Source organism: Ketobacter sp. GenoA1 (assembly GCF_003671475.1).
Classification (GTDB): domain Bacteria; phylum Pseudomonadota; class Gammaproteobacteria; order Pseudomonadales; family Ketobacteraceae; genus Ketobacter.
In genome coordinates this window covers 142876-165924 of the sequence record NZ_RCHM01000023.1, presented here as the reverse complement: position 1 = coordinate 165924, position 23049 = coordinate 142876, and the positions used below count along the sequence as shown (strand labels likewise).

24 protein-coding genes are annotated in these 23049 nt (G+C 55.0%); 14 read left to right on the top strand and 10 right to left on the bottom strand.

Features of this window, described 5'->3' with window-relative positions:
- Nucleotides 1-20: 20 nt before the first annotated feature.
- From D9N13_RS09260 to apbC, 3 genes are all read right to left on the bottom strand, one after another.
- On the bottom strand, nucleotides 21-473 hold the full coding sequence (locus D9N13_RS09260) for an NfeD family protein (protein WP_290588521.1): 453 nt from the start codon (nucleotides 471-473) through the stop codon (nucleotides 21-23).
- Between the two features lie 331 nt (nucleotides 474-804).
- A complete protein-coding gene (gene dcd / locus D9N13_RS09255; protein ID WP_290588519.1) occupies nucleotides 805-1374 on the bottom strand; it encodes a dCTP deaminase in 570 nt (189 codons plus the stop codon).
- 86 nt (nucleotides 1375-1460) lie between these two features.
- A complete protein-coding gene (apbC, locus tag D9N13_RS09250) occupies nucleotides 1461-2549 on the bottom strand; it encodes an iron-sulfur cluster carrier protein ApbC (protein ID WP_290588517.1) in 1089 nt (362 codons plus the stop codon).
- 185 nt (nucleotides 2550-2734) lie between these two features.
- Between apbC and metG the strand changes: the two genes are divergently transcribed.
- Genes metG through D9N13_RS09200 form a run of 10 tightly spaced genes read left to right on the top strand, consistent with a single transcriptional unit; the run spans nucleotide 2735 to nucleotide 12178 of the window.
- On the top strand, nucleotides 2735-4780 hold the full coding sequence (metG, locus tag D9N13_RS09245) for a methionine--tRNA ligase (protein ID WP_290588515.1): 2046 nt from the start codon (nucleotides 2735-2737) through the stop codon (nucleotides 4778-4780).
- Between the two features lie 20 nt (nucleotides 4781-4800).
- Nucleotides 4801-5385, top strand: coding sequence for an electron transport complex subunit RsxA (rsxA, locus tag D9N13_RS09240; RefSeq protein ID WP_290588513.1), 585 nt, complete (start codon nucleotides 4801-4803; stop codon nucleotides 5383-5385).
- A 10-nt stretch (nucleotides 5386-5395) separates the two neighbouring features.
- Nucleotides 5396-5992: an electron transport complex subunit RsxB gene (rsxB, locus tag D9N13_RS09235; RefSeq protein ID WP_290588511.1), complete on the top strand. Its 597-nt coding sequence runs from the start codon at nucleotides 5396-5398 to the stop codon at nucleotides 5990-5992.
- Nucleotides 5989-8136, top strand: coding sequence for an electron transport complex subunit RsxC (rsxC, locus tag D9N13_RS09230; protein WP_290588509.1), 2148 nt, complete (start codon nucleotides 5989-5991; stop codon nucleotides 8134-8136). Before rsxB ends, rsxC begins: the two co-directional genes overlap by 4 nt.
- Nucleotides 8136-9182: an electron transport complex subunit RsxD gene (rsxD, locus tag D9N13_RS09225; protein ID WP_290588507.1), complete on the top strand. Its 1047-nt coding sequence runs from the start codon at nucleotides 8136-8138 to the stop codon at nucleotides 9180-9182. Before rsxC ends, rsxD begins: the two co-directional genes overlap by 1 nt.
- 10 nt (nucleotides 9183-9192) lie before the next feature.
- Nucleotides 9193-9843 (top strand): electron transport complex subunit RsxG, encoded by a 651-nt coding sequence (gene rsxG, locus D9N13_RS09220; protein ID WP_290588505.1) that lies wholly within the window; start codon nucleotides 9193-9195, stop codon nucleotides 9841-9843.
- Between the two features lies 1 nt (nucleotide 9844).
- Nucleotides 9845-10558, top strand: a complete 714-nt coding sequence (locus D9N13_RS09215) for an electron transport complex subunit E (RefSeq protein WP_290588503.1) — start codon at nucleotides 9845-9847, stop codon at nucleotides 10556-10558.
- Nucleotides 10559-10615: 57 nt separating this feature from the next.
- The gene (gene nth, locus D9N13_RS09210) at nucleotides 10616-11254 is read left to right on the top strand and encodes an endonuclease III (protein ID WP_290588501.1); all 639 of its coding nucleotides are present in this window, start codon (nucleotides 10616-10618) and stop codon (nucleotides 11252-11254) included.
- A gap of 38 nt (nucleotides 11255-11292) precedes the next feature.
- Complete coding sequence (locus tag D9N13_RS09205; protein ID WP_290588499.1) at nucleotides 11293-11508, top strand: Trm112 family protein; 216 nt, start codon at nucleotides 11293-11295, stop codon at nucleotides 11506-11508.
- Nucleotide 11509: 1 nt separating this feature from the next.
- Complete coding sequence (locus D9N13_RS09200) at nucleotides 11510-12178, top strand: alpha/beta hydrolase (RefSeq protein WP_290588497.1); 669 nt, start codon at nucleotides 11510-11512, stop codon at nucleotides 12176-12178.
- An 18-nt stretch (nucleotides 12179-12196) separates the two neighbouring features.
- Here the strand turns inward: D9N13_RS09200 and gloA are convergent, their stop codons facing one another.
- The 4 genes from gloA to D9N13_RS09180 form a co-directional block, all read right to left on the bottom strand.
- Complete coding sequence (gloA, locus tag D9N13_RS09195) at nucleotides 12197-12583, bottom strand: lactoylglutathione lyase (RefSeq protein ID WP_290588495.1); 387 nt, start codon at nucleotides 12581-12583, stop codon at nucleotides 12197-12199.
- 5 nt (nucleotides 12584-12588) lie between these two features.
- Nucleotides 12589-14682, bottom strand: a complete 2094-nt coding sequence (locus tag D9N13_RS09190) for an EAL domain-containing protein (protein WP_290588493.1) — start codon at nucleotides 14680-14682, stop codon at nucleotides 12589-12591.
- A 163-nt stretch (nucleotides 14683-14845) separates the two neighbouring features.
- On the bottom strand, nucleotides 14846-16066 hold the full coding sequence (locus tag D9N13_RS09185) for an argininosuccinate synthase (RefSeq protein WP_290588491.1): 1221 nt from the start codon (nucleotides 16064-16066) through the stop codon (nucleotides 14846-14848).
- Nucleotides 16067-16171: 105 nt separating this feature from the next.
- Nucleotides 16172-17020 (bottom strand): flagellar protein MotY, encoded by an 849-nt coding sequence (locus D9N13_RS09180; protein WP_290588490.1) that lies wholly within the window; start codon nucleotides 17018-17020, stop codon nucleotides 16172-16174.
- Between the two features lie 174 nt (nucleotides 17021-17194).
- On the opposite strand from D9N13_RS09180, the gene rnt reads away from it, so the two are divergent.
- A complete protein-coding gene (rnt, locus tag D9N13_RS09175) occupies nucleotides 17195-17839 on the top strand; it encodes a ribonuclease T (RefSeq protein WP_290588488.1) in 645 nt (214 codons plus the stop codon).
- Nucleotides 17840-18019: 180 nt separating this feature from the next.
- Here rnt and D9N13_RS09170 read toward each other — a convergent pair whose 3' ends face one another.
- A complete protein-coding gene (locus tag D9N13_RS09170) occupies nucleotides 18020-19003 on the bottom strand; it encodes an alpha/beta fold hydrolase (RefSeq protein ID WP_290588486.1) in 984 nt (327 codons plus the stop codon).
- Nucleotides 19004-19201: 198 nt separating this feature from the next.
- On the opposite strand from D9N13_RS09170, the gene D9N13_RS09165 reads away from it, so the two are divergent.
- A complete protein-coding gene (locus tag D9N13_RS09165) occupies nucleotides 19202-20602 on the top strand; it encodes an SDR family NAD(P)-dependent oxidoreductase (RefSeq protein WP_290588484.1) in 1401 nt (466 codons plus the stop codon).
- Nucleotides 20603-20724: 122 nt separating this feature from the next.
- On the opposite strand, the gene D9N13_RS09160 is transcribed toward D9N13_RS09165, so the two are convergent.
- Nucleotides 20725-20958 (bottom strand): hypothetical protein, encoded by a 234-nt coding sequence (locus tag D9N13_RS09160; RefSeq protein WP_290588482.1) that lies wholly within the window; start codon nucleotides 20956-20958, stop codon nucleotides 20725-20727.
- 275 nt (nucleotides 20959-21233) lie between these two features.
- Between D9N13_RS09160 and D9N13_RS09155 the strand changes: the two genes are divergently transcribed.
- Complete coding sequence (locus D9N13_RS09155; protein ID WP_290588480.1) at nucleotides 21234-21509, top strand: hypothetical protein; 276 nt, start codon at nucleotides 21234-21236, stop codon at nucleotides 21507-21509.
- Between the two features lie 2 nt (nucleotides 21510-21511).
- Nucleotides 21512-21985: an NADAR family protein gene (locus D9N13_RS09150; RefSeq protein ID WP_290588478.1), complete on the top strand. Its 474-nt coding sequence runs from the start codon at nucleotides 21512-21514 to the stop codon at nucleotides 21983-21985.
- Here D9N13_RS09150 and D9N13_RS09145 read toward each other — a convergent pair.
- Nucleotides 21892-23034 carry a right-handed parallel beta-helix repeat-containing protein gene (locus D9N13_RS09145; RefSeq protein ID WP_290588476.1) on the bottom strand — a complete coding sequence of 381 codons (1143 nt, stop codon included), beginning with the start codon at nucleotides 23032-23034 and terminating at the stop codon, nucleotides 21892-21894. The two genes, D9N13_RS09150 and D9N13_RS09145, sit on opposite strands and share 94 nt — an antisense overlap.
- Between the last annotated feature and the right edge of the window lie 15 nt (nucleotides 23035-23049).

Below are 23049 nucleotides of genomic sequence, written 5' to 3'. Positions count from 1 at the left end.
GTCCATCTCTCCTGTCCCGCTTACGCTTTTTCAACAATCAATGAATTACCCGACACGTCTTTTACCCGCACCCGGTCACCTTGTGCCAGATCATCCTGGGAGATGATCAACCATTCATCGGCGCCCAATATGGGTGCCGGAAAACGCAACTGGCCGCGTTTACCATCCCGCGGCACACTGATCACCTGCCCCACCTCACCGACGATGGCCTCGCGGGAAAGTCCGGCTTTGGTTTTATCAATGGAAAGTGGTTTCAGATACTTGAACCAGAAAAGGGCCAGAATGGACGACAGCACCGTCCAGATCAGGATTTGCCAGGTCAGATCCAGCCCCGGCACTACAAACAGCAACCCACCCATCAATACCGCCGCGATACCAAACCAGAGGATGAAAAAGGTGGTCAAAACGATCTCGCTCAACATCAGCAGAACACCAAGCACCACCCAATGCCAATAGACGATTTCAAATTCCATAGAGATTCCGTTGGGAAAGAAGGGGTTAGATTGAAGAATAGCATAGCCCGGCGTTATCACTACTGTGGCAGGTTGCTCCTGTGTACGGGTTCGACTTTATGGCACCGGATTGAGGTTACATCAAACCGAAGCACCCACCTGTGATCAACAGGAGCGGAGCCCGGCTTCACGGTTCCGACAGACTGGAACACATGGTTCAGAGTGGAAAACCGCCGGTAGTGGGAGTGAGGGCCGAATATTCGCTGGAATCGGGCATTATGGACTTCTTTTGACAACGTACCGGCCTGAGCCGGCACCGCTGTCTGGGCTTTTGGTTTTGCGCCGGCCTGAATCAGGTCTTGGGCAGGGTGACGCCAGTCTGCCCCTGGTATTTGCCACCCCGGTCCTTATAGGAAACTTCACATTCCTCGTCGGACTCCAGGAACAGCATTTGGGCAACCCCTTCATTGGCGTAAATCTTGGCCGGCAGATTGGTGGTATTGGAGAATTCCAGGGTGACATGACCTTCCCACTCCGGCTCCAGCGGTGTCACGTTCACGATGATGCCGCAGCGGGCATAGGTGGATTTACCCAGGCAGATGGTAAGTACATTACGGGGTATGCGGAAATACTCCACCGTGCGCGCCAGGGCAAACGAATTGGGCGGGATGATGCACACATCGCTGCTGATATCCACAAAGCTCTTGTCGGAGAAATCCTTGGGGTCCACGGTGGCAGAGTGGATATTAGTGAACACTTTGAATTCAGTGGAACAGCGCACGTCATACCCGTAGCTGGATGTTCCATAGGAGATGATGCGGTTGCCATCCGCTCCCTGGCGCACCTGGCCGGGCTCAAATGGTTCGATCATGCCATATTCTTCCGCCATCCGGCGTATCCAGCGGTCTGATTTGATGGACATTGTCTAGTCGCACTCCCCTACAAAATGTGGTGGCCCGAAAATGGAGGCCGAATCATACCCGGTTTTGGGCGCCAAGGTGAAGCGGATCAGTCGTTGACGATGCTGATCTTGGGGAAGGCCCCCGCCGCCCCTTTGGCCATCTTCGCCAGTTCGGCCGCCGCGCGGCGTGCAATCTGGCGGTACAACGCCGTGATCTCACTGTCCGGCTCCGCCGCCACAGTGGGTTTGCCGCCATCGGCCTGCTCCCGGATATTGAGGCTGAGGGGCAGGCTGCCCAACACGGTAACGCCGTATTCTTTGGCCATGCGATCACCGCCGCCCTGGCCAAAGATGTGTTCCTCGTGACCACATTGCGAGCAAATATGCGTGGCCATATTCTCCACCACGCCCAGCACAGGTACATGCACCTTGCGGAACATCTCCACCCCTTTTTTGGCGTCCAGCAGCGCAATATCCTGGGGCGTGGTCACCACAATGGCCCCCGCCACCGGTACCTGCTGCGACAAGGTCAGCTGGATATCACCGGTGCCGGGCGGCATATCCACGATCAGATAATCCAGATCCTGCCATAAGGTCTGCTTCAATAACTGCTGCAGGGCACCGCTGGCCATGGGCCCCCGCCATACCATGGGCGTGTCTTCGGTGGTGAGATAACCCATGGAGTTGGATTGCAGGCCCAAAGCCGTCACCGGCGCAAAGAACTTATCCTGCTCTATCCGGGGGCGGGTACCCGGCGCCACACCCAGCATCAGGGATTGGCTCGGGCCATAAATATCCGCATCCAGAATACCCACCCGTGCCCCATCCGCCGCCAGGGCCAGCGCCAGGTTGACCGCGGTGGTGGACTTACCCACCCCGCCTTTGCCGGAGGACACGGCAACAATATTCTTTACCTGGCCCACCCCTTCAAGGGGTTTGCTCTGGGCCGGTTTTACCGCCCAGTTCAGGGTCAGCTCCAGGGCATTGCCCAAGGGGGCAAACAGCGGCGCCAGCGCAGCCTGCAACGCCGGCTTGGCCAGCTCAATGGGATAGCCGAAACACAGTGCAACCTTGAGCACATCACCGGCGACCACAACCTGCTGCACCTCAACCACCTGGTCAAATGGCTGCAAAGAAACAGGATCGACGTTTTTCGCCAATATTTGGTGAATCTGGTCGTGCAAGGTCTGGCTCATAGTCCGTACTCCCGGTCATGACTGCGCTACAAAGGGAAATTCAAATAAGGGCGCCATGGTAACGGAAATTGGCCAACTCATATACCCTCCAACTGGTATCCAGCCCGCAGAACCGCTATATTACCCGCCTCATTTTAAAGCGCTAAATAGCTGTAATTTCGCCAACATTCCATTAGCGAGACACAATGAAGCCGACCGAGCAGACCAAACCACGCAAGATTCTTGTCACCAGCGCCCTGCCCTACGCCAACGGGCCGATTCACCTGGGCCACATGCTGGAGCATATCCAGACCGATATCTGGGTGCGTTTCCAGAAGTTGCGTGGTGAGCAGTGCACCTATGTCTGCGCCGACGATGCCCACGGCACGGCCATTATGTTGAAAGCAGAACAGCTGGGGTGCACCTCTGAAGAGCTGATTGCCAAGGTGCAGCAGGAGCACGAGCGGGATTTCGCCGGCTTTGAAATCGGCTACGACAACTATTATTCCACCCATTCGGAAGAAAACCGGGCCCTGTCGAGCCTGGTTTACGAGCGCAACAAAGCCCGCGGCAACATTGTGGCGCGGGAGATCACTCAACTGTTTGATCCGGAGAAAAAGCTGTTCCTGGCCGACCGCTTTGTCAAGGGCACCTGCCCCAAATGCGGAGCCGAAGACCAGTACGGCGACAACTGCGAGAAATGCAGCGGTACTTACGCCGCCGCCGAGCTGAAAAATCCGCGCTCCACCATCTCCGGCGCGGAGCCGGTATTGAAAGCCAATACCCAGCTGTTCTTCGACCTGCCCAAATACCAGGATTTTCTGGCCCAGTGGACCCAATCCGGCAGCCTGCAGGAGGGCATCGCCAATAAATTGAAAGAATGGCTGGACGCGGGCCTGCAACAATGGGACATCTCCCGGGAGGAGCCCTATTTCGGCTTTGAGATTCCCGGCGAAACCGGCAAATACTTTTACGTATGGCTGGATGCCCCCATTGGTTACATGGCCAGCTTCCAAAACCTGTGCCAGCGCCGGGACGACCTGGATTTTGATGACTATTGGGGTAAGGACTCCGACGCTGAGCTGTATCACTTCATCGGTAAGGACATCATCAATTTTCACGGCCTGTTCTGGCCCGCCATGCTGGACGGCGCGGACTTTCGCACCCCCACCGCCATCTATTCCCACGGTTTTGTGACGGTGAACGGCCAGAAAATGTCGAAATCCCGCGGCACCTTCATCAAGGCGGAAACCTATCTGCGCCACCTGAGCCCGGAATACCTGCGCTACTACTTTGCGGCCAAACTCAGCAGCCGCATCGACGACATCGACCTGAATATGGAAGACTTTGCTCAGCGGGTGAACTCGGATCTGGTGAATAAAGTGGTCAACATCGCCAGCCGCACGGCCAATTTCGTGAAAAAGCTGGGTGGTAAGCTTGCAAACACCGATGCCCACCCGCAACTTACCGGCGAGTTTCAGGCCGCAGCCGGCACCATCGCCGCCCACTACGAGCAGCGGGAGTTCAGCCGAGCCATGCGCGACATCATGGCGCTGGCGGACAAGGCCAATCAATACATCGATGAGAAAGCGCCCTGGGCCCTGATGAAACAGGCGGGCAACGAGCAGGACGTGCTGGACTGCTGCAGCGTGGGCGTCAACCTGTTTCGCCTGCTGACCCTGTACCTGAAGCCGGTGTTGCCGGATCTGGCTGACAAGGCCGAGCGCTTCCTCAACATCGAGCCGTTACAGTGGCAGGATCACCAGCAATTACTGCTGGGCCATGAAATCAACAAATTCAAACCCATGATGCAGCGCATCGATATGAAGCAGATTGAAGCCATGACCGCCGACGCCAAAGCCGATGCAGAGGCGGAAGCCGCCGCCGGCAAACCCAAGGGGCCCCTGGGCGATGATCCCATTGCCGACCAGATCACCTTCGATGACTTTGCCAAAATTGACATGCGGGTGGCCAAGATTGTCACCGCAAGTCATGTGGAAGGGGCTGATAAATTGATACAGTTAACCCTTGATCTGGGTGGAGAAACCCGCAATGTGTTTGCGGGCATCAAATCTGCATACCAACCTCAGGATCTGGAAGGCCGTCTCACCATCATGGTCGCCAATCTGGCGCCCCGCAAAATGAAATTCGGCCTGTCCGAAGGCATGGTGATGGCAGCCGGCCCAGGTGGCAAAGACATCTTCCTGCTGGCACCGGACAGCGGCGCTGTGCCCGGTATGCGGGTTAAGTAAACCAAACCATAGAGAGCATCATGCCTGAATTTTTACTGGTTTTAGTCAGTACCATTCTGGTGAACAACTTTGTACTGGTTCAGTTCCTTGGCCTGTGCCCGTTCATGGGTGTGTCCAATAAGCTGGAAGCGGCCATGGGCATGTCCCTGGCCACCACCTTTGTACTGACCCTGTCATCGGTTTTGAGTTACCTCACCTACCGCTATGTATTGGTGCCGCTGGATGTGGCCTACCTCAAAACCATTTCGTTTATTCTGGTGATCGCCGTCACCGTGCAATTCACCGAAATGGTGGTGCGCAAGACCAGCCCGCTATTGTATCGGGTGCTGGGTATCTTTTTACCCTTGATCACCAGTAACTGCGCGGTATTGGGTGTCGCCTTGCTGACCGTTAAAAAAGGCATCGACAGCTTCATGGCTGCCTTCCTGTACGGCTTTGGCGCGGCTCTGGGGTTTTCTCTGGTGCTGGTGCTGTTTGCTGCCCTGCGGGAACGCATTGCCGTGGCCGATGTGCCGGTACCGTTTAAAGGCGCCTCCATCGGCCTGATCACCGCCGGCCTTATGTCCCTGGCCTTTATGGGCTTCTCCGGCCTGATCAAGATCTAGGGGGGTGGTTATGGAATTTCTCTTCGACAATATCACCGCATTGGGCGCCCTCACCGCCATCGCCCTGGGCTTTGGTGCGCTATTGGGGTTTGCTGCCGTCAAGTTTAAAGTGGAAGGCAACCCGATCGTTGAACAAATCGATGCCCTGTTGCCGCAAACCCAATGCGGGCAGTGCGGCCACCCCGGCTGTCGCCCCTATGCGGAAGGCCTGGCGGAAGGCGAGGAAATCAATAAATGCGTGCCCGGTGGTGAAGACACCATCCGCGCGCTGGCGGATTTGCTGGGGCGGGAATTTGTGCCCCTGGATGAAGAACACGGCCAAACCCCGGAAACCAAAATGGTGGCGGTGATTCGAGAGGCCGAGTGCATCGGTTGCACCAAATGTATTCAGGCCTGCCCCATGGACGCCATCCTGGGTGCCGCCAAACAGATGCACACTGTTATTGCTGACGAGTGTACCGGCTGTGATCTCTGTGTGGAGCCCTGCCCGGTGGACTGTATCGACATGTTGCCGGTCCCTGAAACCCTGCAAACCTGGCACTGGGATGCCCCCAAAGGCATCGGTAACCGCCCGGGTGAATTGATACCGGTAAGGAATATTGCATGAGCCGCCGAATCTGGGATTTTCACGGGGGCATTCACCCACCGCAAAACAAAAAGCAATCTTCCGAAACCAGCATACGCCGGGCTGGCCTGCCAGAACAGCTGATCGTGCCGTTACAGCAACACATCGGCGCGCCCGGTAAGCCCTGCGTAGCCGTGGGCGACCGGGTTGGTAAAGGCCAGATGCTGGCGCGGGCCAATGGTTTTGTGAGTTTACCGGTGCACGCCCCCACCTCCGGCACCGTACAAGCCATCGAACCACGCCCCATTCAGCATCCCTCCGGTATGGATGCCCTTTGTGTGGTGATCACCCCGGATGGTGAAGATACCTGGATCGAGCACAGCGGTGTCAGCGACTACAGTGCACTGGACAAAAAAGAAATTCTGCACCGAATCCGGGAAGCCGGCATCGCCGGCATGGGTGGCGCAGGCTTTCCCAGCGTCGTCAAACTGGGGATCAAACCGGATCAGAAAATCCAGACCCTGATTTTGAATGCGGTGGAATGCGAACCCTACATCACCGCCGACGATCGCCTGATGCGGGAGCGGGCCGACGAGATTGTGCAGGGGCTGCAGATCATCGGCCACCTCATCACCCCGGATGAAATCCTGATTGGCATTGAGGACAACAAACCCCATGCCATTGAAGCCATGAACCGCGCCACCCAGGATACTGACATCGAGGTGGTGGTGGTGCCCACCAAATACCCTTCTGGCGGTGAAAAGCAATTGATCCGCATGTTGACCGGCAAAGAAGTCCGCAGTGGTGGCATTCCCGCTGATGTGGGGGTGGTCTGTCATAACACCGGCACGGCCTACGCCATCAAGCGCGCCATTATGGACGGGGAACCGCTGATCTCCAGAATCACCACACTGACCGGTGATTACGTCGCCGATAAAGGTAACTACGAAGTGCTGTTGGGCACGCCGGTGGGCTGGCTGCTGCAACAGGCCGGGGTTAAAGCAACCGACTTGCATCGCCTGATCATGGGTGGGCCCATGATGGGGTTTGCCGTGCACAACATGGCTGTCCCGGTGGTAAAAACCACCAATTGCCTGCTGGTGCCCACCCTGGAAGAGTTTCCGGATCCGGCCGCCGAACAGCCCTGCATCCGCTGCGGTACCTGCGCCCAGGCCTGCCCGGTGAACCTGCTGCCACAGCAGTTATACTGGTTTGCCAAAACTAAGGAATTCGACAAAGCCGCCCATTTCAACCTGGCCGATTGCATCGAGTGTGGCGCCTGCTCCTATGTTTGCCCCAGCAATATCCCACTGGTGCAATACTATCGGTTTGCCAAAGGTGAAATCCGCACCCAACAGCAGGAACAGGCCAAAGCCGATCACGCCCGACAGCGGTTTGAAGCACGTCAGGCACGCCTGGCGCGGGAAGAAGAGGAAAAAGAACGCAAACGCCAGGAACGGGCCAAGGCCGCTGCCGCCAAACAGGCACAGAAGAAAGCCGCCCCCGCCGAGAAGCCGGCTCCCACTGCCGCCATCACCGGCGGCGATGACCTGGCAAAATTGCAGACTGCGGCCGCGTCCACCATGAAACGCTACAAAGAAGCGCAGAAAGCATTGGCCACCGCTGAGAAGAATGGCACCGACAACCTGGAAGCGTTGCAGAAAAAAGTCGCGCAACTGAAAGAAAAGGCCGACCAAGCCAAAGCGGCGTTCACCTCAGCGAAAAGCGCGCAGGCAGAAGATGCCGCCCCGCCGGCAGCCACGAAAGAAGATCCGCTGGCCGCCCTGAAGCAAGCCTCCGCAGACGACTTCGCCGCCTACAAGGCAGCGGAACAGGCACTGCAGGAAGCCCAGGCCAACAACGGGGCGGATACGCAGGCGCTGCAACAACGGGTGATCGAGTTGAAGGCCAAATCCGATGCCTCAAAAGCCGCCATGAAAGCCGCCCGTGCCCGCCAGAAAGAAGAAATCCAGCAGCAGAACGCCGCCAGCGACCCCGTTAAGGCCGCCAAGATGGAAGTGGCCAAGCAGCAGGTTCTGTTGAAGAAAGCCACCAAGGCATTGCAGGCGGCCAAAGACAGCGACGCCGGCGCCACTGATGCCCTGCAAGAAAACGTCAGCGCCGCTGAGCAAGCATTGCAGGCAGCGGAACATGCCCTGAAAAAAGTCGAAGAGGAACACGCATAATGGCATTACTGAGTGTAACCTCCCCTCACATCCACAAGCCCGGCAACACCGGCGGCTTTATGCGGCAGGTGCTGTACGCCACCTTGCCCGGCCTGTTCATGCTGACCTATTTCTTTGGTTTTGGAACCCTGATCAATGTGGTCATCGCCAGCGCGGTGGCCGTGGGCTGCGAAGCATTGATACTGAAAGTTCGAAATAAGCCCATTGCTTTTTACCTTAACGATTACAGTGCCGTGGTCACCGCGATACTGCTGGCCCTGGCCATTCCCCCCACTGCCCCCTGGTGGCTTACCGTGATCGGCTGTGCGTTTGCCATTGTGGTGGCCAAACACCTGTATGGTGGCTTGGGAATGAATCCGTTCAACCCCGCCATGGTGGGGTATGTCCTGTTGCTGATCTCGTTCCCCAAAGAAATGACCACCTGGCTGCCGGCCGCGGGCCTGGATAATTCGGTTAACGTGCCAGGTGTATTCGAGTCCCTGCGGTTGACGTTCTTGGGCACAAATCCGGATGCACTGAGCGGTGCCACGCCGCTGGATACCTTCAAAACCTACGCCGGGCAACCGGAAGTATTGGATTCCAACGCCATACTGCACGGTACTTTTGCCGGTTACGGGTGGGAATGGGTGAATATCGCTTTCCTGCTGGGCGGCGTCTACCTGATCTGGAAAAAGATCATAACCTGGCACATCCCGGTGGGTATGCTGCTCAGCATCTTTCTGCTATCGGGGTTTTTCAACACGGCCGTGGACACCGACAATTATCCCAGCATCATGCACCATCTGTTGAGCGGTGGCACCATGCTGGGTGCCTTCTTCATCGCCACCGATCCGGTCACGGCGGCCACCAGCAATCGCGGCAAAATCATATATGGTTTTCTCATTGGTTTACTGACCTACGTGATCCGTACCTGGGGTGGCTACCCCGACGCGGTGGCGTTCAGCGTATTGCTGATGAACCTGGCGGCACCCACACTGGACTACTACACCCAGCCACGCACCTATGGACATCGCCAGCCCAATAAAGGGCTGGCGAAACCGGATTGAGGAGCAGTCAATGATCGGTCAATCCGTCACCCGTAACGGCATTATCCTGGGCCTGTTCGCCATCATCACCACCGGCCTGGTGGTGGCCACCGCCAACCTGACCAAAGACAAGATCGCGGAAGAAAAACAGAATGCGCTGCAACGCAGCCTGTTCGAGGTGATGCCCAAAGCAGTGGTCGACAATAATATTCTGGACAACACGGTAACCTTGCCGGCCCATGGCCTGCTGGGAACCTCCGTTCCCCAACTCGCCTACCTGGGCCGGAAGCAAGAGCAACCTGCGGGGATCATCATGCAGGTCACCGCCCCTGAAGGTTACGGAGGTTCCATCAACCTGCTGGTGGGCATCAACTCTGACGGTGAACTGACGGGGGTCCGGGTGATTCCACCGCACTTTGAAACCCCGGGCCTGGGGGACGCCATCGAGGTGCAGAAATCCGATTGGATCAAATCCTTTAATGGGAAATCACTGACCAATCTTGATGAGAAAGGATGGCGCGTAAAGAAAGACGGCGGCCAGTTTGATGCCTTCACCGGTGCCACCATTACCCCTCGGGCGGTGGTTGACGCCGTGCACAAGGCCCTGCTGTATTTCGAGCAACACAAAAGTGAACTGCTTTACGGCAATTCTTCCCAGCCTGAACTCGCGGAGGCCAACTGACATGGCAGATGCAGACTTCAAAAAAATCACTCTGGATGGTTTATGGAAAAACAACCCGGCCCTGGTGCAAGTGCTTGGATTGTGCCCGCTGCTGGCGGTTTCCGGTACCGTGGTCAACGCACTGGCCCTTGGGCTGGCCACCACCTGTGTGCTGACCCTATCCAATCTGGCGGTTTCGCTGATTCGCAATGCCACCACGGATGCCATTCGCCTGCCCACCTTTGTTATGATCATCGCGGCGTTCACCACCTGCATTGAATTTCTGATGAATGCTTTCACCTATGAACTCTATCTGATACTGGGTATCTTCATTCCCCTGATCGTCACCAACTGCATCGTGCTGGGCCGGGCGGATGCCTTTGCCAGCAAGCACAGCGTACCGGCCGCAGTGTGGGATGGTTTGATGATGGGTTTGGGTTTCAGCCTGGTACTGGTGCTGCTGGGGGCATTGCGGGAGCTGATCGGTACCGGCGCGCTGTTTGCCAATATGCATCTGCTGTTTGGTGATATGGCGTTGAACTGGAAGCTGGAGCTGATTGCCAATTACCGGGGCTTTCTGATTGCCGTGTTGCCTCCCGGGGCATTCATGGTGCTGGGGCTGCTGCTGGCCCTGAAAAACATTATTGATGCCAAGATGGAAGCCGCCGCCAAGGCCAAAAAAGACAGCGTGGTCGCCGGCAGCAAGCGCGTGCGAACCACCGGCAACATAACCTGATATTCGGCGCCCATTGCAACCGCAGCCAACGGCGACGGGCCAGCTTGAACCGAGACTATGAACAAAGACAAACGTTACCAGATTTTCTCGCGCCTGCGGGATCAGAATCCCAACCCCAGGACAGAGCTGGAATACACCTCCACCTTTGAGTTGCTGATCGCGGTCATTCTCTCCGCCCAGGCAACCGACGTCAGCGTCAACAAAGCCACCGCCAAACTGTATCCGGTGGCCAATACCCCGGAGGCGATCTATAAGCTCGGTGTAAAAGGATTAAAGCCCTATATCAAAACCATTGGCCTGTTCAACAGCAAGGCGGAAAACGTAATCAAAACCTGCAAGATTCTGATGGATGAATACGGCAGCCAAGTACCCTGTGACCGCAAGGCGCTGGAATCTCTGCCTGGCGTGGGGCGCAAAACCGCCAATGTGGTGCTGAACACTGCCTTCGGCCAGCCGGCCATGGCGGTGGACACCCACATCTTCCGCGTCTCCAACCGCACCCGCATTGCACCGGGCAAAACTGTGCTGGAGGTGGAGAAAAAACTGATGCGCCATGTGCCCAAAGAGTTTCTGCTGGACGCCCATCACTGGTTGATTCTACACGGCCGCTACGTCTGCACCGCACGTAAGCCACGCTGTGGCGCCTGTATTATTGAAGATCTGTGTGAATTCAAAGAAAAAACCGAGTACGATTAACCCCATTCCCATTCAAGCAACACACCAGGCCATTTCCTATGTTCGATACCAAACTGTTGGAAATTCTGGTTTGCCCCGTCACCAAGGCCAAACTGGAATACGATAACGAAAAAGATGAACTGATCTGCCTTGCCAGTGCGCTGGCGTATCCGGTGCGCGACGGCATCCCGGTGATGCTGGAAGAAGAAGCCCGTCAGATCACGTTGGACGAAAAAGAAGCCTACAAGCGCAAATTCAAGTCGCAAGGGCTGTAACTTGTACCAGACACCCTTGCACTGTGAAATCTCAGAACCGGAGCAAGCGGCCAACGCCTGCGTTATCTGGCTGCATGGCCTGGGTGCCAGCGGCCATGATTTTGTGCCGGTGGTACCACACCTGAAAATCAAGAACGATGCCGCGATCCGGTTTATTTTCCCCCATGCGCCGGAGATTCCCGTTACCTGCAATGGTGGCTATATCATGCCGGCCTGGTATGACATTCTGGCCTTAACGGAAATCCGCCGGATCAATCCGGATCATCTTCACCAGGCCCGGGGCGCCATCAATCGCCTGATACAGGAGCAGATGGATCAGGGTATCCACGCCGAACGCATCATCCTCATCGGTTTCTCCCAGGGCGGCGCGGTGGCCTATCATACTGCCTTGCAATGTGCTCACCGGCTGGGGGGGCTGATCGCCCTCTCCACCTATCTGCCCAACCCTGAAGCCCTGGACGAGGCCGCCCGCAGCACCAACCAATCCCTGGAGATTCACATCGCCCACGGGGATTACGATGACATGGTCACGGAAAAGGCCGCACGCTCGGCTCTGACCTGGCTACAGGAACATCAATATCAGGTGGACTGGAGCCACTACCCGATGGGACATGAAGTGTGTGTGTCGGAGATTAGGCAAATCGGCCAATGGATCAACGAATGGTTGTGAGGCGGTAGAACACCAGGCTCAGGATTTTTTACCCAGTAACTCGATTGCATAGCCATCCGGATCTTTAACAAACGCCAGAATGGTGCTGCCGTGTTTCATCGGGCCGGGCTCCCGGGTCACCACACCACCACGGGCCCGGATGTCAGCGCAGGCTTTATAAACATCATCCACTTCCAGGGCGATGTGACCATAACCATTGCCTAAATCGTAATGTCCGATATCCCAATTGTGGGTCAGTTCGATGCAGGCCTGCTCACTTTCCTTACCATAGCCCAAAAAGGCCAGGGTAAAGCGGCCATCAGGATAGTCTTTCCTGCGCAACAGCTGCATGCCCAATATTTCCGTATAAAAAGCGATGGACTGCTCCAGGTCCCCTACTCGAATCATGGTGTGTAATATACGCATAGACCTCAACCCGGGAACACAAAGATCCCCATATCATCCAGCTTCTGTGGTGTCTGCTCCAGATCACGATCAATGGCTTCACCGCTTAACCAGTCACAGCCTACTGCTTCCAAAAACGTCTGCTGAACCGGTGTATCCACCGCTGTTGCCAGCACCTGAATACCCAACTGGTGCACCATATCCACCACGCCTTTAATTATGGCCTGGTCGGTTTTGGACACCTCACAGGCGGCAATAAAGGATTCGCTTAATTTCACCAAAGTATAGGGTACTTCTTTCAGCAGGTTCAACGGGGCAAAGCCGGTGCCAAAGCTGTCCAGAATCAGATTAAAGCCGTTACGGCACAATTCATTCAGCACCTCGCCGTGCTGGCTGTGGCGCAACGTATAATAGCTTTCCGGCAACTCTATGAAAATCTGGTCGGAATTAAGTCCAACCCGGGCAATAGCGTTGATCACCCAGTCCACCCCCCCTTCCTGCAACAGAATGGCCGGCGATGTGGGCATGATCAATCGAACCTTGGCTTTGCTGTCATCCGGTAACTGATCAAAGCGATTCAACGCCTGCTGCCACAGCCAGCGAAACAGGGTGGGAGCCAATCCGGCTTCCTCCGCCTGGGACAGAAACGCCTCCAGCGGGATCTCACCTTTTGTCGGATGAACCCAGGTCAACCGGACTTCGCAGGCCACCACCTTATTACGATCACGGGTGGTGACAGGCAAATACTGTATGCGCCACTGCTTTTGCTCCAGTGCCTGATGCAACTCATACTCCAGTTGCATCTGTTCAACCCGCAGCTTATTCATTTCAACGGTATAGTATTGATAGTTGTTGCGGCCGATGGCTTTCGCCCGCGACAACGCCGCCTCGGCATTTTTCATCAAGGTATTGGCATCGTCGCCACAGGTGGGGTAAACGCTGACCCCGATGGAGCAACCGGTGAACACCTCGTGCCCGTCAATCAAAAACGGCTCACGAATCCGGTCAATGATTTTGTTGGCCACCATGCCGGCGTTTTCCGGGGCATCAATATGGCTCAGCACCAGCACAAATTCATCCCCTTCCATGCGTGCCAACTGATCATCCCGTCGCACCAGTGCGTAAATACGATCGGCAACCGCCTTCAGCAAGCGATCACCGCGATCATGGCCGAGGCTTTCGTTGATGTAGCGAAAATGATCCAGATCCACCGACAACACAGCGAAGTAATAACCGGTGATTCCCGCTTTCAATACAGTACGATCAATGTGCTCTTCGATGAAAGAACGTGTCGGCAGGCTGGTCAGGTGGTCCACCTGTGACAGTTTGGCCAGTTTATCTTTGGATTCACGGGTGTCTTTCAGTTGCTTGAAAGCAAACAATAAGCGAATGCCTTTGTCGGAAGCGAAAGGCACCGCCGCAAACTTGGCAGAAATTGCCTCCCCATCCCGACGCCAGAGCATGGCTTTATCCACCTGCAATATTTGATCGCCGGCGGTTACCTTGGCAACCGGATGTTCATTCCAGCGGGATTTGACCCGGGTACAGGTTTCCTCAAACAGACTTTCCAGATACACCCCGTACAACTCCGCGGAACTGGCTTTCAGAATCTGTTCGGCGGCGTAGTTGGCGAAGATGATTTGCCCGCATTGATTGCTTGCCAGGATACCTTCCTCATGATTGGCGATCGGATCGGCTTTCTCTTCACTGTAGAGCGCGTCGATCTCCATTCGATATTCATACTGTTCCAGGTAATGCCTGATATGTCGCTGCAGGTGTTGTTCGTTGATGGGTTTGGCGAGCACTTCCACCAGCGCAAACATATCGTCGTAGAGACACATTTTACGTTCTGACAAATTGCCCGCCACGAACAGCACGGGAATGTGCTTGCTCTTTTTACCGGATTTCAGCAAGTTCAGTAATTGGTAACCATCGGGCTCGTCCAACTGTGAGTCCAGAATTACCAGAGCCGGTTGATGGCTCGCCACCAGGTTCACCACATTGCCGCCTAATGAAGTGGCCAGGCAAACAGCGCCCATGGCCTGGATCACCTCGGTGTAATAGGCAATGTTGGTATCCTGTGGGTCGCAGACGATGACAAGGGGCTGTTGTTTCGTCATGGTTTCCTACTTGCAGATAATTGTTTGTTAATTAAAGACAATACTCCATCCATGAGTCCAGTATAGATACAGATTGTGGTTCAGACAGTGAAATAGGCACAAAAAAGCCCCGCCTTTGGAGGCCGGGGCTTCTCGCTTCTGGAGCCGCTAGCAAGACGGTTGACTACTTCAGTTTACGACCCTTGTTGGCGGCAATACGCAAACGCAGGGCATTCAGTTTGATAAAGCCCTCCGCATCCTGTTGATTGTAGGCACCGGCGTCGTCTTCAAAGGTGGCTATGCGATCATCAAACAGGGTATCACTGGACTTGCGGCCCACTACAGTCACGTTGCCCTTGTACAACTTAACCCGCACCACACCATTCACCACCAACTGGCTTTCATCGATCATGGCCTGCATCATCTTGCGCTCCGGGCTCCACCAATAGCCGTTATAAAGCAGCTCGGCGTACTTGGGCATCAAACTGTCTTTCAGGTGCGCCACTTCCCGGTCCAGGGTAATGGACTCAATGGCACGGTGGGCCCGCATCATGATGGTGCCACCGGGGGTTTCATAGGCGCCACGGGATTTCATCCCCACATAGCGGTTTTCCACGATATCCAGGCGCCCGATGCCGTTGGCGCCGCCGAGCTTGTTGAGCTTCTCCAGTACTTCGTGGGCTTTCAGTTGCTCACCGTCGATGGCAACGATATCGCCCTTCTCGTAGGTCAACTCAATATAGGTGGGCTGATCCGGCGCTGCTTCCGGGCTCACCGACCAACGCCACATATCCTCTTCGGGTTCCGCCCAGGGATCTTCCAGGATGCCGCCTTCGTAGGAAATATGCAGCAGGTTGGCATCCATGGAATAAGGGGATTTCTTACCGGCTTTGGAGAAATCAACGGGGATATCATGCTTCTGTGCATAGGCCATCAGGGTTTCGCGGGAGGTCAAATCCCACTCACGCCAGGGGGCAATGACTTGTATGCCGGGGGTCAGCGCGTAGGCACCCAGCTCAAAACGCACTTGATCATTACCCTTGCCGGTGGCGCCGTGAGAGATGGCATCAGCACCGGTTGCTTCGGCGATTTCCACCAGGCGCTTGGCAATCAATGGCCGCGCAATGGAGGTTCCCAGCAGGTACTCACCCTCATAGATGGTGTTGGCGCGGAACATGGGATACACAAAATCCCGGACAAACTCTTCCCGCAGGTCTTCAATGTAGATTTCCTTGATGCCCATGGCCTGGGCCTTGGCACGGGCCGGCTCTACCTCTTCACCCTGCCCCAGGTCTGCGGTGAATGTAACCACTTCGCACTGATAGCTTTCTTGAAGCCACTTTACGATAACCGAGGTATCCAAGCCGCCAGAATAGGCTAAAACCACCTTTTTGATGTCAGACATGCGTAAACCCTTAGACCTTCAGGACTGATGTGATGGAAATTGAGAAAGGCGCGTATTGTACCCGATCGGGGGCGTATTTTCCTACCGCCTGAAGACAGGATTATGTCAGCGGTACAGGCGCACCAGGACTCTGCGGTTAAACGCCATATTACTCTGGCTGGTGTTCTTTTTGGCGGGGCTGCCTTCGCCATGGTAACGCATCTCAATCATGTCCGGATAAACCCCTTTCTCTTCCAGATAGCGCTGCACGGCATCCGCCCGCAGGCGGGAAAGCTCCCAGTTGTGGCCCCGGCGGCCGCGGCTGTCGGTATGACCGTCGATGTAGATTTTTTTCACGCTGTTGTCGATGGCGACATAACCGGCAATCAAATCCAGGCGTTCCTTCAGCGCGCCCTTGATACCGTATTTGTTGGTCTCAAAGTGCAGGTAGGTCTGCTGCAGCTCGTCGTAACCGGCCGGGTACAAGCCCGCCACACAGGACACATACCCCAAATAGGCATTCTGGAAATTCACCGCCGATACCCCGACGGAAATATCGTGTTTACCGTACCACCCCGGGTGCACAAAAGAAGGCGTCATGCCCACCTGCAACTCAGCCAGCAGTTCACTGGCCACTTCTTCCGCCAATTCAATGGGGCGCCGCCCCCGTTTGAACGAGGTGGTACCGATACTGCGGGGTGTCAGTCCATCCCGCCACTCCGGGGCCTCGATCACCATCTTCGCCTGCCCGGCCTTGGACACCGGTCGATATAAATCCATATAAAAGCGCAGGGATTCTCCGGCGGCCACTTCAAACACCGCATCTCCGTAGTTGGGCACTGCCTGCCACAACCGGCACTTCAGCGGGGATGGATCCAGATGCCACACTGCCTCATCCACCCGCGCCGCATAGGTGTGGCCCAGTGCCGGCGTCGACATCAAAACGATCAGACCAATCAAGAGGTTACGCAACATATACCCGTTTCCAGCCAATACTCGGACTTATACAAGGAAGTTATCGGTACAAAATGTGAAATCTTGAGCACTTTCCTGGCATAAGGAGCGCATTTCTCAGCCCAGAGGGGTAAAACATTTGTGATGGCCACCCCGGTACGTTAGCATTTCGCCAAATGCATAAGAAAGTACCCCATGACTGACCATACCCCTAGCCTCGCCAAGCGCTTTCGTGGCTACCTCCCCGTGGTGATCGATGTGGAAACCGGCGGTTTCAATCACCAAACCGACGCTCTGCTGGAAATTGCCGCCGTCATCCTGGACATGGATGAAAACGGCAATCTGGAACCCGGCCAGCAGATACACCACCATGTGACTCCCTTTGAGGGCGCCAACATTGAGCAGGCGGCGCTGGATTTTACCGGCATTGACCCCTATCACCCCTTTCGCGGTGCCGTGCATGAAATGGAGGCCATCAAAAGCATCTTTCGTGCTGTGCGGTGCGCCATGAAGGAAGAAGGCTGCACCCGCGCCATTCTGGTGGGTCACAATGCGTTCTTCGATCGCGATTTTGTTAATGCCGCCGTAGCCCGCAACGGCATTAAACGGAACCCCTTTCATCCCTTCTCCTGCTTTGACACCGCCACCATCGGCGGCGTTGCCGTGGGCCAGACCGTGTTAGCCAAGGCCTGTCGGGCCGCCCACATTTCATTCAGTAATGCAGAGGCCCATTCCGCCATTTACGACGCCGTGAAAACCGCGGAGTTTTTCTGCTGGGTCATCAACAAATGGAAGGCCTTGGGGGGCTGGCCCCTGGCCCAGGCCGACGATACAGACTAATCCATGAATGTGAAGGCCGGTAAGGGTGTCTGGTTTGTCTACGATGGGGGATTGCGCGATCTGCAGTATGGCAGCCCACGCTCTGAAAATCCGGGAGCAACTGGGGCGCGCCACCGAGCCCACCTTTAAACCGGTGTTCGGTGCCCACTGGGAATCGCTCCCCACCGCTCTCCAAAAGCGCTACGGAGCAACTGTTTGCAACCATTCCAACAACACCGCATTCAATGCTTGTGGTTGCTCCTGCTGAGTCCAGTGGCCGGCGTTTTCGATAACCACTTTCTTCCAATCACTGCAATAGCCGTCCAGCAAATCGTAAAAATGGTGGGCAGCAATAAAGTCCAGCTCTGATCCAACCGCCAACACCGGCACAGTGATGGTGGGTAAGCCATCAGGGTAAACCCGCTTTTGATGTTCGTAATCCAACGGCAAACACCGATACCAATTTAACGCTCCCCCAAAACCGGTGGCGCCATAGGCGCTGGCATAATAGTCCAGCTCTTCATCACTCAGCAGTACTTCTCCGGGCCAGGTGGACTCATCATCATGAATCCAATGCACGTGGGCAATGCTTTCAGCATCATGCTGGCGGCTGCGGGATAGATTGGTGCCCTGCCCGGTATCCCGGCGGGCGTAAAACCGAAATGTCCGCGCCGGATCCTCATTAAACTTGGCCTCACAGGCCTGCGTTTGGAAATAGGCGAAATAGTTGTCCGGGCCGTACAACTGATTATATAAATCCAGGGGATTCATAGGCATGTCCGCAAACGGGGAATTACAGGCACACAATGCCTTCACCCGCTCCGGATAATACAGGCCCATCCCCCACACAATGGTACCGCCAAAATCGTGGCCGATAAAAACAGCTTGCTGATAATCAAAATGATCCAGTAATCCACACATATCCCCCAGGCGCTTGGCCAGGGTGTAATCGGTTTTATCCGGCAGCACCTGGGAATGGCCCACTCCCCGCATGTCCACCGCAATAACATGGAAGCCCGCCGCCGCCAGGGGCTCAAACTGGTGCCGCCAGGAATAAGCCAACTCCGGCATACCATGACACAGTATCAGGGGCCAAGGTTTTGCCACACCTTGAGGACGCTGTTCATAAACGGCCAGCTTAACCCCGTTTACGTCAATGATGGATGGTTTGTTAAAGTCTGGCATGGCAGCTCCTGCACTGGTGTTTACCTGTGATTATTTATTTGGGATCAATGGTTAAGTTCTTGTTTTTCATCGGCCGTGTCAGATTTCAAAAACAGGACTGTTCTTTTTTGGTATACATCGTATACTAATAAGCCATTGGACTCAAACCAACACCGACACAACACACAAACAAAAAAGAACACACCGGGAGAGAACAAGATGTCATTTGAATTCAACGGCAAGGTGGCCATTGTCACGGGTGCAGGCGGTGGACTGGGTTTTGCGTATGCGCAATACCTGGCAGAACGTGGTGCCAATGTCATTGTCAATGATCTGGGCGGTGGTACCTTCGGCTACGATGGCAAGCCCAGCTCCAAAGTGGCCAGTGCCGCTGCAGACAAGATAAACGCACTGGGTAAAGGCAAAGCCATTGCCGATGGGCACGATGTATCCAAGTTTGAAAATGCCCAGCGCATGGTGGATACGGCGCTTGAAAACTGGGGGCGTATCGATATCGTGATCAACAATGCAGGCATTGCCAGCACCGGCGTTTTTCCTGACATCGACCGCGAGGAAATCGATCTTCACCTGGGTGTCCACGTGATGGGCGCGGTCAACACCATGCGCGCGGCCTGGCCCCACATGAAAAAACAGAACTACGGCCGCATCATCAACACGTCATCGGATTCCGTGCTGGGTTTTAGTCCGCAAACCACCTACCCCTCCATGAAAGCTGCTTTGATCGGCCTGTCACGCAATGCCGGCTTACTGGGTGTGGACCACAACATCAATGTCAATGTGATTATGCCGGCCGCCTTCACCCGCCTGTCGGCACTACTGCCACAAGGTGGGTTTCGCGATCACCTGGAACAGGATTTTCAACCGGAAAAACTGGCACCGGTGGTGGCTTACCTATGCCATGAGCAGTGCGATATCAGCCGCGAAATATTTTCCGTGGGCGGTGGTAAGTTCTCTCGTATCGTCATGGCCTCCAGTGCGGCGATGCCGGTGGACATGTCGGTGGAATCCGTGGCAGCGCAAATGAACACCGTGATGACAGACGATACCAGTGGGCTGCAAATTTTTAAGAGTTCATTTGATGATCTGAAAAACCTGGGCTTCTCTGATGAAGAGTGCCAGATGTTCTACGATATGACTGCCACCCAGGCGGAACTTGGCCCCATCGAAGCGGTACCCATAGACCGGGTTGATAATGTCTGGGACATTACCATCAAATCTCCGGTGGGTGACCAGTTCAGCCGTCTGGTGCTGGCATCCAGTGGCGCTGCACTCAACGGCCATGTGCTTAATGAAGAACACGGCAATCAAATGGTATTGGATGGAAAGATTGAGAACGGCGATAGCCTGGTGTGGAAATGCAAACTCACCAAACCGGTACCTATGACCCTGACCTACCGTGGCCAGGTGGATAAGGACCAAAAGCTGCAAGGCAAGGTGGTGGGGACCCTGATGGGCAAAACCGTTATGGACTGCGCCTTTCTTGGCACCCCCGTATTTGGTGAACAGGCCGATCTGGCGAAACAGGAAAGCGCTGATCAGCGGGCGCTGGATGCCCAGAAAAAACCCGGCCTTTTGCAGCGCTTGTTCGCCAAGGCCTGAGCTTCTGGCATTTCTGACATTAAAGGCAGGCGAATAAAAAAGGTGAGCCCCGGGCTCACCTTTTGTTTTTGGAGATGTGACATAGTATGTGTTGTAAGGCTGCGTGGTTTACACGGCAACGGTTAAGAATCCACAGCGTCGGTAAGCCTGTCCTTGGCCTCTTCAATCTTATGCTGCAGTAACTCAATGTTGTTTTCGATCGATTTCTTTGCTTCTTCACGAACAGAGCTTTCCGCCTCCTGGTTTTTGGCATCCGCCAGCTCCGACTTCAACTTGGCCTTTTGCTCATCCAGTTGCTTCTCCCACAACTCGATCTGCGCATTCAGTTTCTCTTTTACAGCATCGGTGAAAGACATAACAAAACTCCTGTATTAAAAACCGCACGGTAAAACCAGCGAAGATCATGCCAAGATTAACCGTTTGACTGTAACCGACTGATATCAAAACGATATCTTTCCATCGCCCAAGCACTAAAAAAATTCAAACCCGACTTTGAGCGCAGGAATTACACGCTGAATGGAAATTTTGCAAAGAATATACAGGCTCCGGTTTGTAGCGACCCGGGCAGGATGAAGGTACACTGCCCCATTGTCAGGCAACACCATTAAGAAAACATGATGAATCCAATCCTATGAAAGAAGCATTGCGAGCCCTGTTCTCTCCCTTATTGAACGCACTCGAATCCGGTGAGAGCGCTTACACCTACAAGCCATCCCATCGCAAAATACTGATTTTTATCAGCCTGGTATTCACCGCTCTGGCTCTGTTGGTGATGGCAATGAATCCCGGCGACGATATGGGGTATTACTTTCCGGTACTGGTGTTTGGCCTGCTGGGTTTGTTGGGATTGGTAGTGGGTACACTGGGTAACGACCGAGCCGTGGCCGCTATCTGGGGGAATCGCTAATTATGTCAGGTGGACTGTTTGCAGAAGCGGATGTCAATGCCTTGTATTTCTCCCGCAGCGACGCCGACGAGCCCCTGGGAGCGTGGTCACACCATCCCTTCACGCTGGAAGATAAACAATGGCCCACCGTGGAACACTACTACCAGGCCATGAAATTTGAAGACGCGGACTATCAGGAAAAAATCCGCATGGCAGACAGCCCCAAACAGGCCCGCAAACTGGGGCGACGGCGTTTGAAAAAACGTCGCGCCGATTGGAGTAAGGTAAAAGTGGTGTATATGACACGGGCGCTTTACACCAAATGCAAAACTTACCCGGACGTTGCCCGGGTGTTACAGGAAACGCAGGACAAGCGCCTGGTGGAAAACAATCTCTATGATTACTACTGGGGCTGTGGCCGGGATCGTCGCGGTACCAATATGTACGGCCAGTTGCTGATGAATGTCAGAACCAAACTACGGGAAGAAGGCGCCTGAAGAAGGCGCCTGAAAAAGCCCAGCCATCCCAACACCAACAATCCCAATCCAACACTGCCGCCTTCCTGGGCACCGATGTCGGTAATGGCCACACCATCTTTATCCCCATCACGAGGCCGCGCCACCCCACGAAAATCGTGATCAGGTGCGTTCACATCGGTACCGGCATCAATGGCGGGAGAATCCTTGCTGATCTGATATTGGTTATTTATGAACAACGGGTCGGCAATCAGGTTGCCATTGAGCCCGGTTTGATCCGCCAAATCAAAATAGTTGACCAGGTTATTCCAAAACAGATTATGGGTAATCAGCGGATTGTTCTCGTCGCTGCCGAACTGCATGTGCAATCCGGCATCATTGCCGACCACAATGTTATTGCGAATTTCAATGGCCCCCGCGTTCACACGGCGATCCACATAGATGCCCGTGGCATTACCCACCAGGGTGTTATTGACCACCAACGCCTTGTTGCCCGTGGGCAGAGTCAGGTTGATGGCGCGGCTTTGATTGTTTTCAAAAATATTATTGGAAATCACCGGCTGTGAACCATTAATAAAGCTCACCACGCCGGATAAAAACTGCATATCGCTGCTGTTGTCACGAAATATATTGCCATCAATAATCGGGCTGGCAGCGTTGCCGCCAATGGCAGCCCCATACCCGCCGGCTCCCTGCTGGTTGCCGGTAAAGACATTCCCTTCAATCAGTGTCCCCGAGCCTTTCACTTCCATGCCGGCCCCAAAGCTGGCATAGCCGCCGGTAATGGTGAAACCACGAATCGTAGCCAATCCCTGAATCTTGACGGTAGTGGCGCCGTTGCCATCAATTATGGTTTGTCCCGGCCCTGCAACCGCAACCAATTCAACCGCCTTGTTAAGGAAGTCGATATTTTCGGTGTAGTATCCAGGCTGAACTTCGATAATATCGCCATTAACGGCCGCTTCCATCACACTTTGAATACCGGTAACCGAATCCGCCGTTAACGTAGCCGCCTGCACAACACTGCTGATAGTCAGTGCCAGGACGACACCCAAGCTCCACTTTTTCATATTGTTTATTCCATT

Bases quoted from the DNA above. Each gene is read 5' to 3' on its own strand.
- D9N13_RS09260 (WP_290588521.1), bottom strand. From the start codon at position 473: ATGGAATTTGAAATCGTCTATTGGCATTGGGTGGTGCTTGGTGTTCTG.
- dcd (WP_290588519.1), bottom strand. From the start codon at position 1,374: ATGTCCATCAAATCAGACCGCTGGATACGCCGGATGGCGGAAGAATAT.
- apbC (WP_290588517.1), bottom strand. From the start codon at position 2,549: ATGAGCCAGACCTTGCACGACCAGATTCACCAAATATTGGCGAAAAAC.
- metG (WP_290588515.1), top strand. From the start codon at position 2,735: ATGAAGCCGACCGAGCAGACCAAACCACGCAAGATTCTTGTCACCAGC.
- rsxA (WP_290588513.1), top strand. From the start codon at position 4,801: ATGCCTGAATTTTTACTGGTTTTAGTCAGTACCATTCTGGTGAACAAC.
- rsxB (WP_290588511.1), top strand. From the start codon at position 5,396: ATGGAATTTCTCTTCGACAATATCACCGCATTGGGCGCCCTCACCGCC.
- rsxC (WP_290588509.1), top strand. From the start codon at position 5,989: ATGAGCCGCCGAATCTGGGATTTTCACGGGGGCATTCACCCACCGCAA.
- rsxD (WP_290588507.1), top strand. From the start codon at position 8,136: ATGGCATTACTGAGTGTAACCTCCCCTCACATCCACAAGCCCGGCAAC.
- rsxG (WP_290588505.1), top strand. From the start codon at position 9,193: ATGATCGGTCAATCCGTCACCCGTAACGGCATTATCCTGGGCCTGTTC.
- D9N13_RS09215 (WP_290588503.1), top strand. From the start codon at position 9,845: ATGGCAGATGCAGACTTCAAAAAAATCACTCTGGATGGTTTATGGAAA.
- nth (WP_290588501.1), top strand. From the start codon at position 10,616: ATGAACAAAGACAAACGTTACCAGATTTTCTCGCGCCTGCGGGATCAG.
- D9N13_RS09205 (WP_290588499.1), top strand. From the start codon at position 11,293: ATGTTCGATACCAAACTGTTGGAAATTCTGGTTTGCCCCGTCACCAAG.
- gloA (WP_290588495.1), bottom strand. From the start codon at position 12,583: ATGCGTATATTACACACCATGATTCGAGTAGGGGACCTGGAGCAGTCC.
- D9N13_RS09190 (WP_290588493.1), bottom strand. From the start codon at position 14,682: ATGACGAAACAACAGCCCCTTGTCATCGTCTGCGACCCACAGGATACC.
- D9N13_RS09185 (WP_290588491.1), bottom strand. From the start codon at position 16,066: ATGTCTGACATCAAAAAGGTGGTTTTAGCCTATTCTGGCGGCTTGGAT.
- D9N13_RS09180 (WP_290588490.1), bottom strand. From the start codon at position 17,020: ATGTTGCGTAACCTCTTGATTGGTCTGATCGTTTTGATGTCGACGCCG.
- rnt (WP_290588488.1), top strand. From the start codon at position 17,195: ATGACTGACCATACCCCTAGCCTCGCCAAGCGCTTTCGTGGCTACCTC.
- D9N13_RS09170 (WP_290588486.1), bottom strand. From the start codon at position 19,003: ATGCCAGACTTTAACAAACCATCCATCATTGACGTAAACGGGGTTAAG.
- D9N13_RS09165 (WP_290588484.1), top strand. From the start codon at position 19,202: ATGTCATTTGAATTCAACGGCAAGGTGGCCATTGTCACGGGTGCAGGC.
- D9N13_RS09160 (WP_290588482.1), bottom strand. From the start codon at position 20,958: ATGTCTTTCACCGATGCTGTAAAAGAGAAACTGAATGCGCAGATCGAG.
- D9N13_RS09155 (WP_290588480.1), top strand. From the start codon at position 21,234: ATGAAAGAAGCATTGCGAGCCCTGTTCTCTCCCTTATTGAACGCACTC.
- D9N13_RS09150 (WP_290588478.1), top strand. From the start codon at position 21,512: ATGTCAGGTGGACTGTTTGCAGAAGCGGATGTCAATGCCTTGTATTTC.
- D9N13_RS09145 (WP_290588476.1), bottom strand. From the start codon at position 23,034: ATGAAAAAGTGGAGCTTGGGTGTCGTCCTGGCACTGACTATCAGCAGT.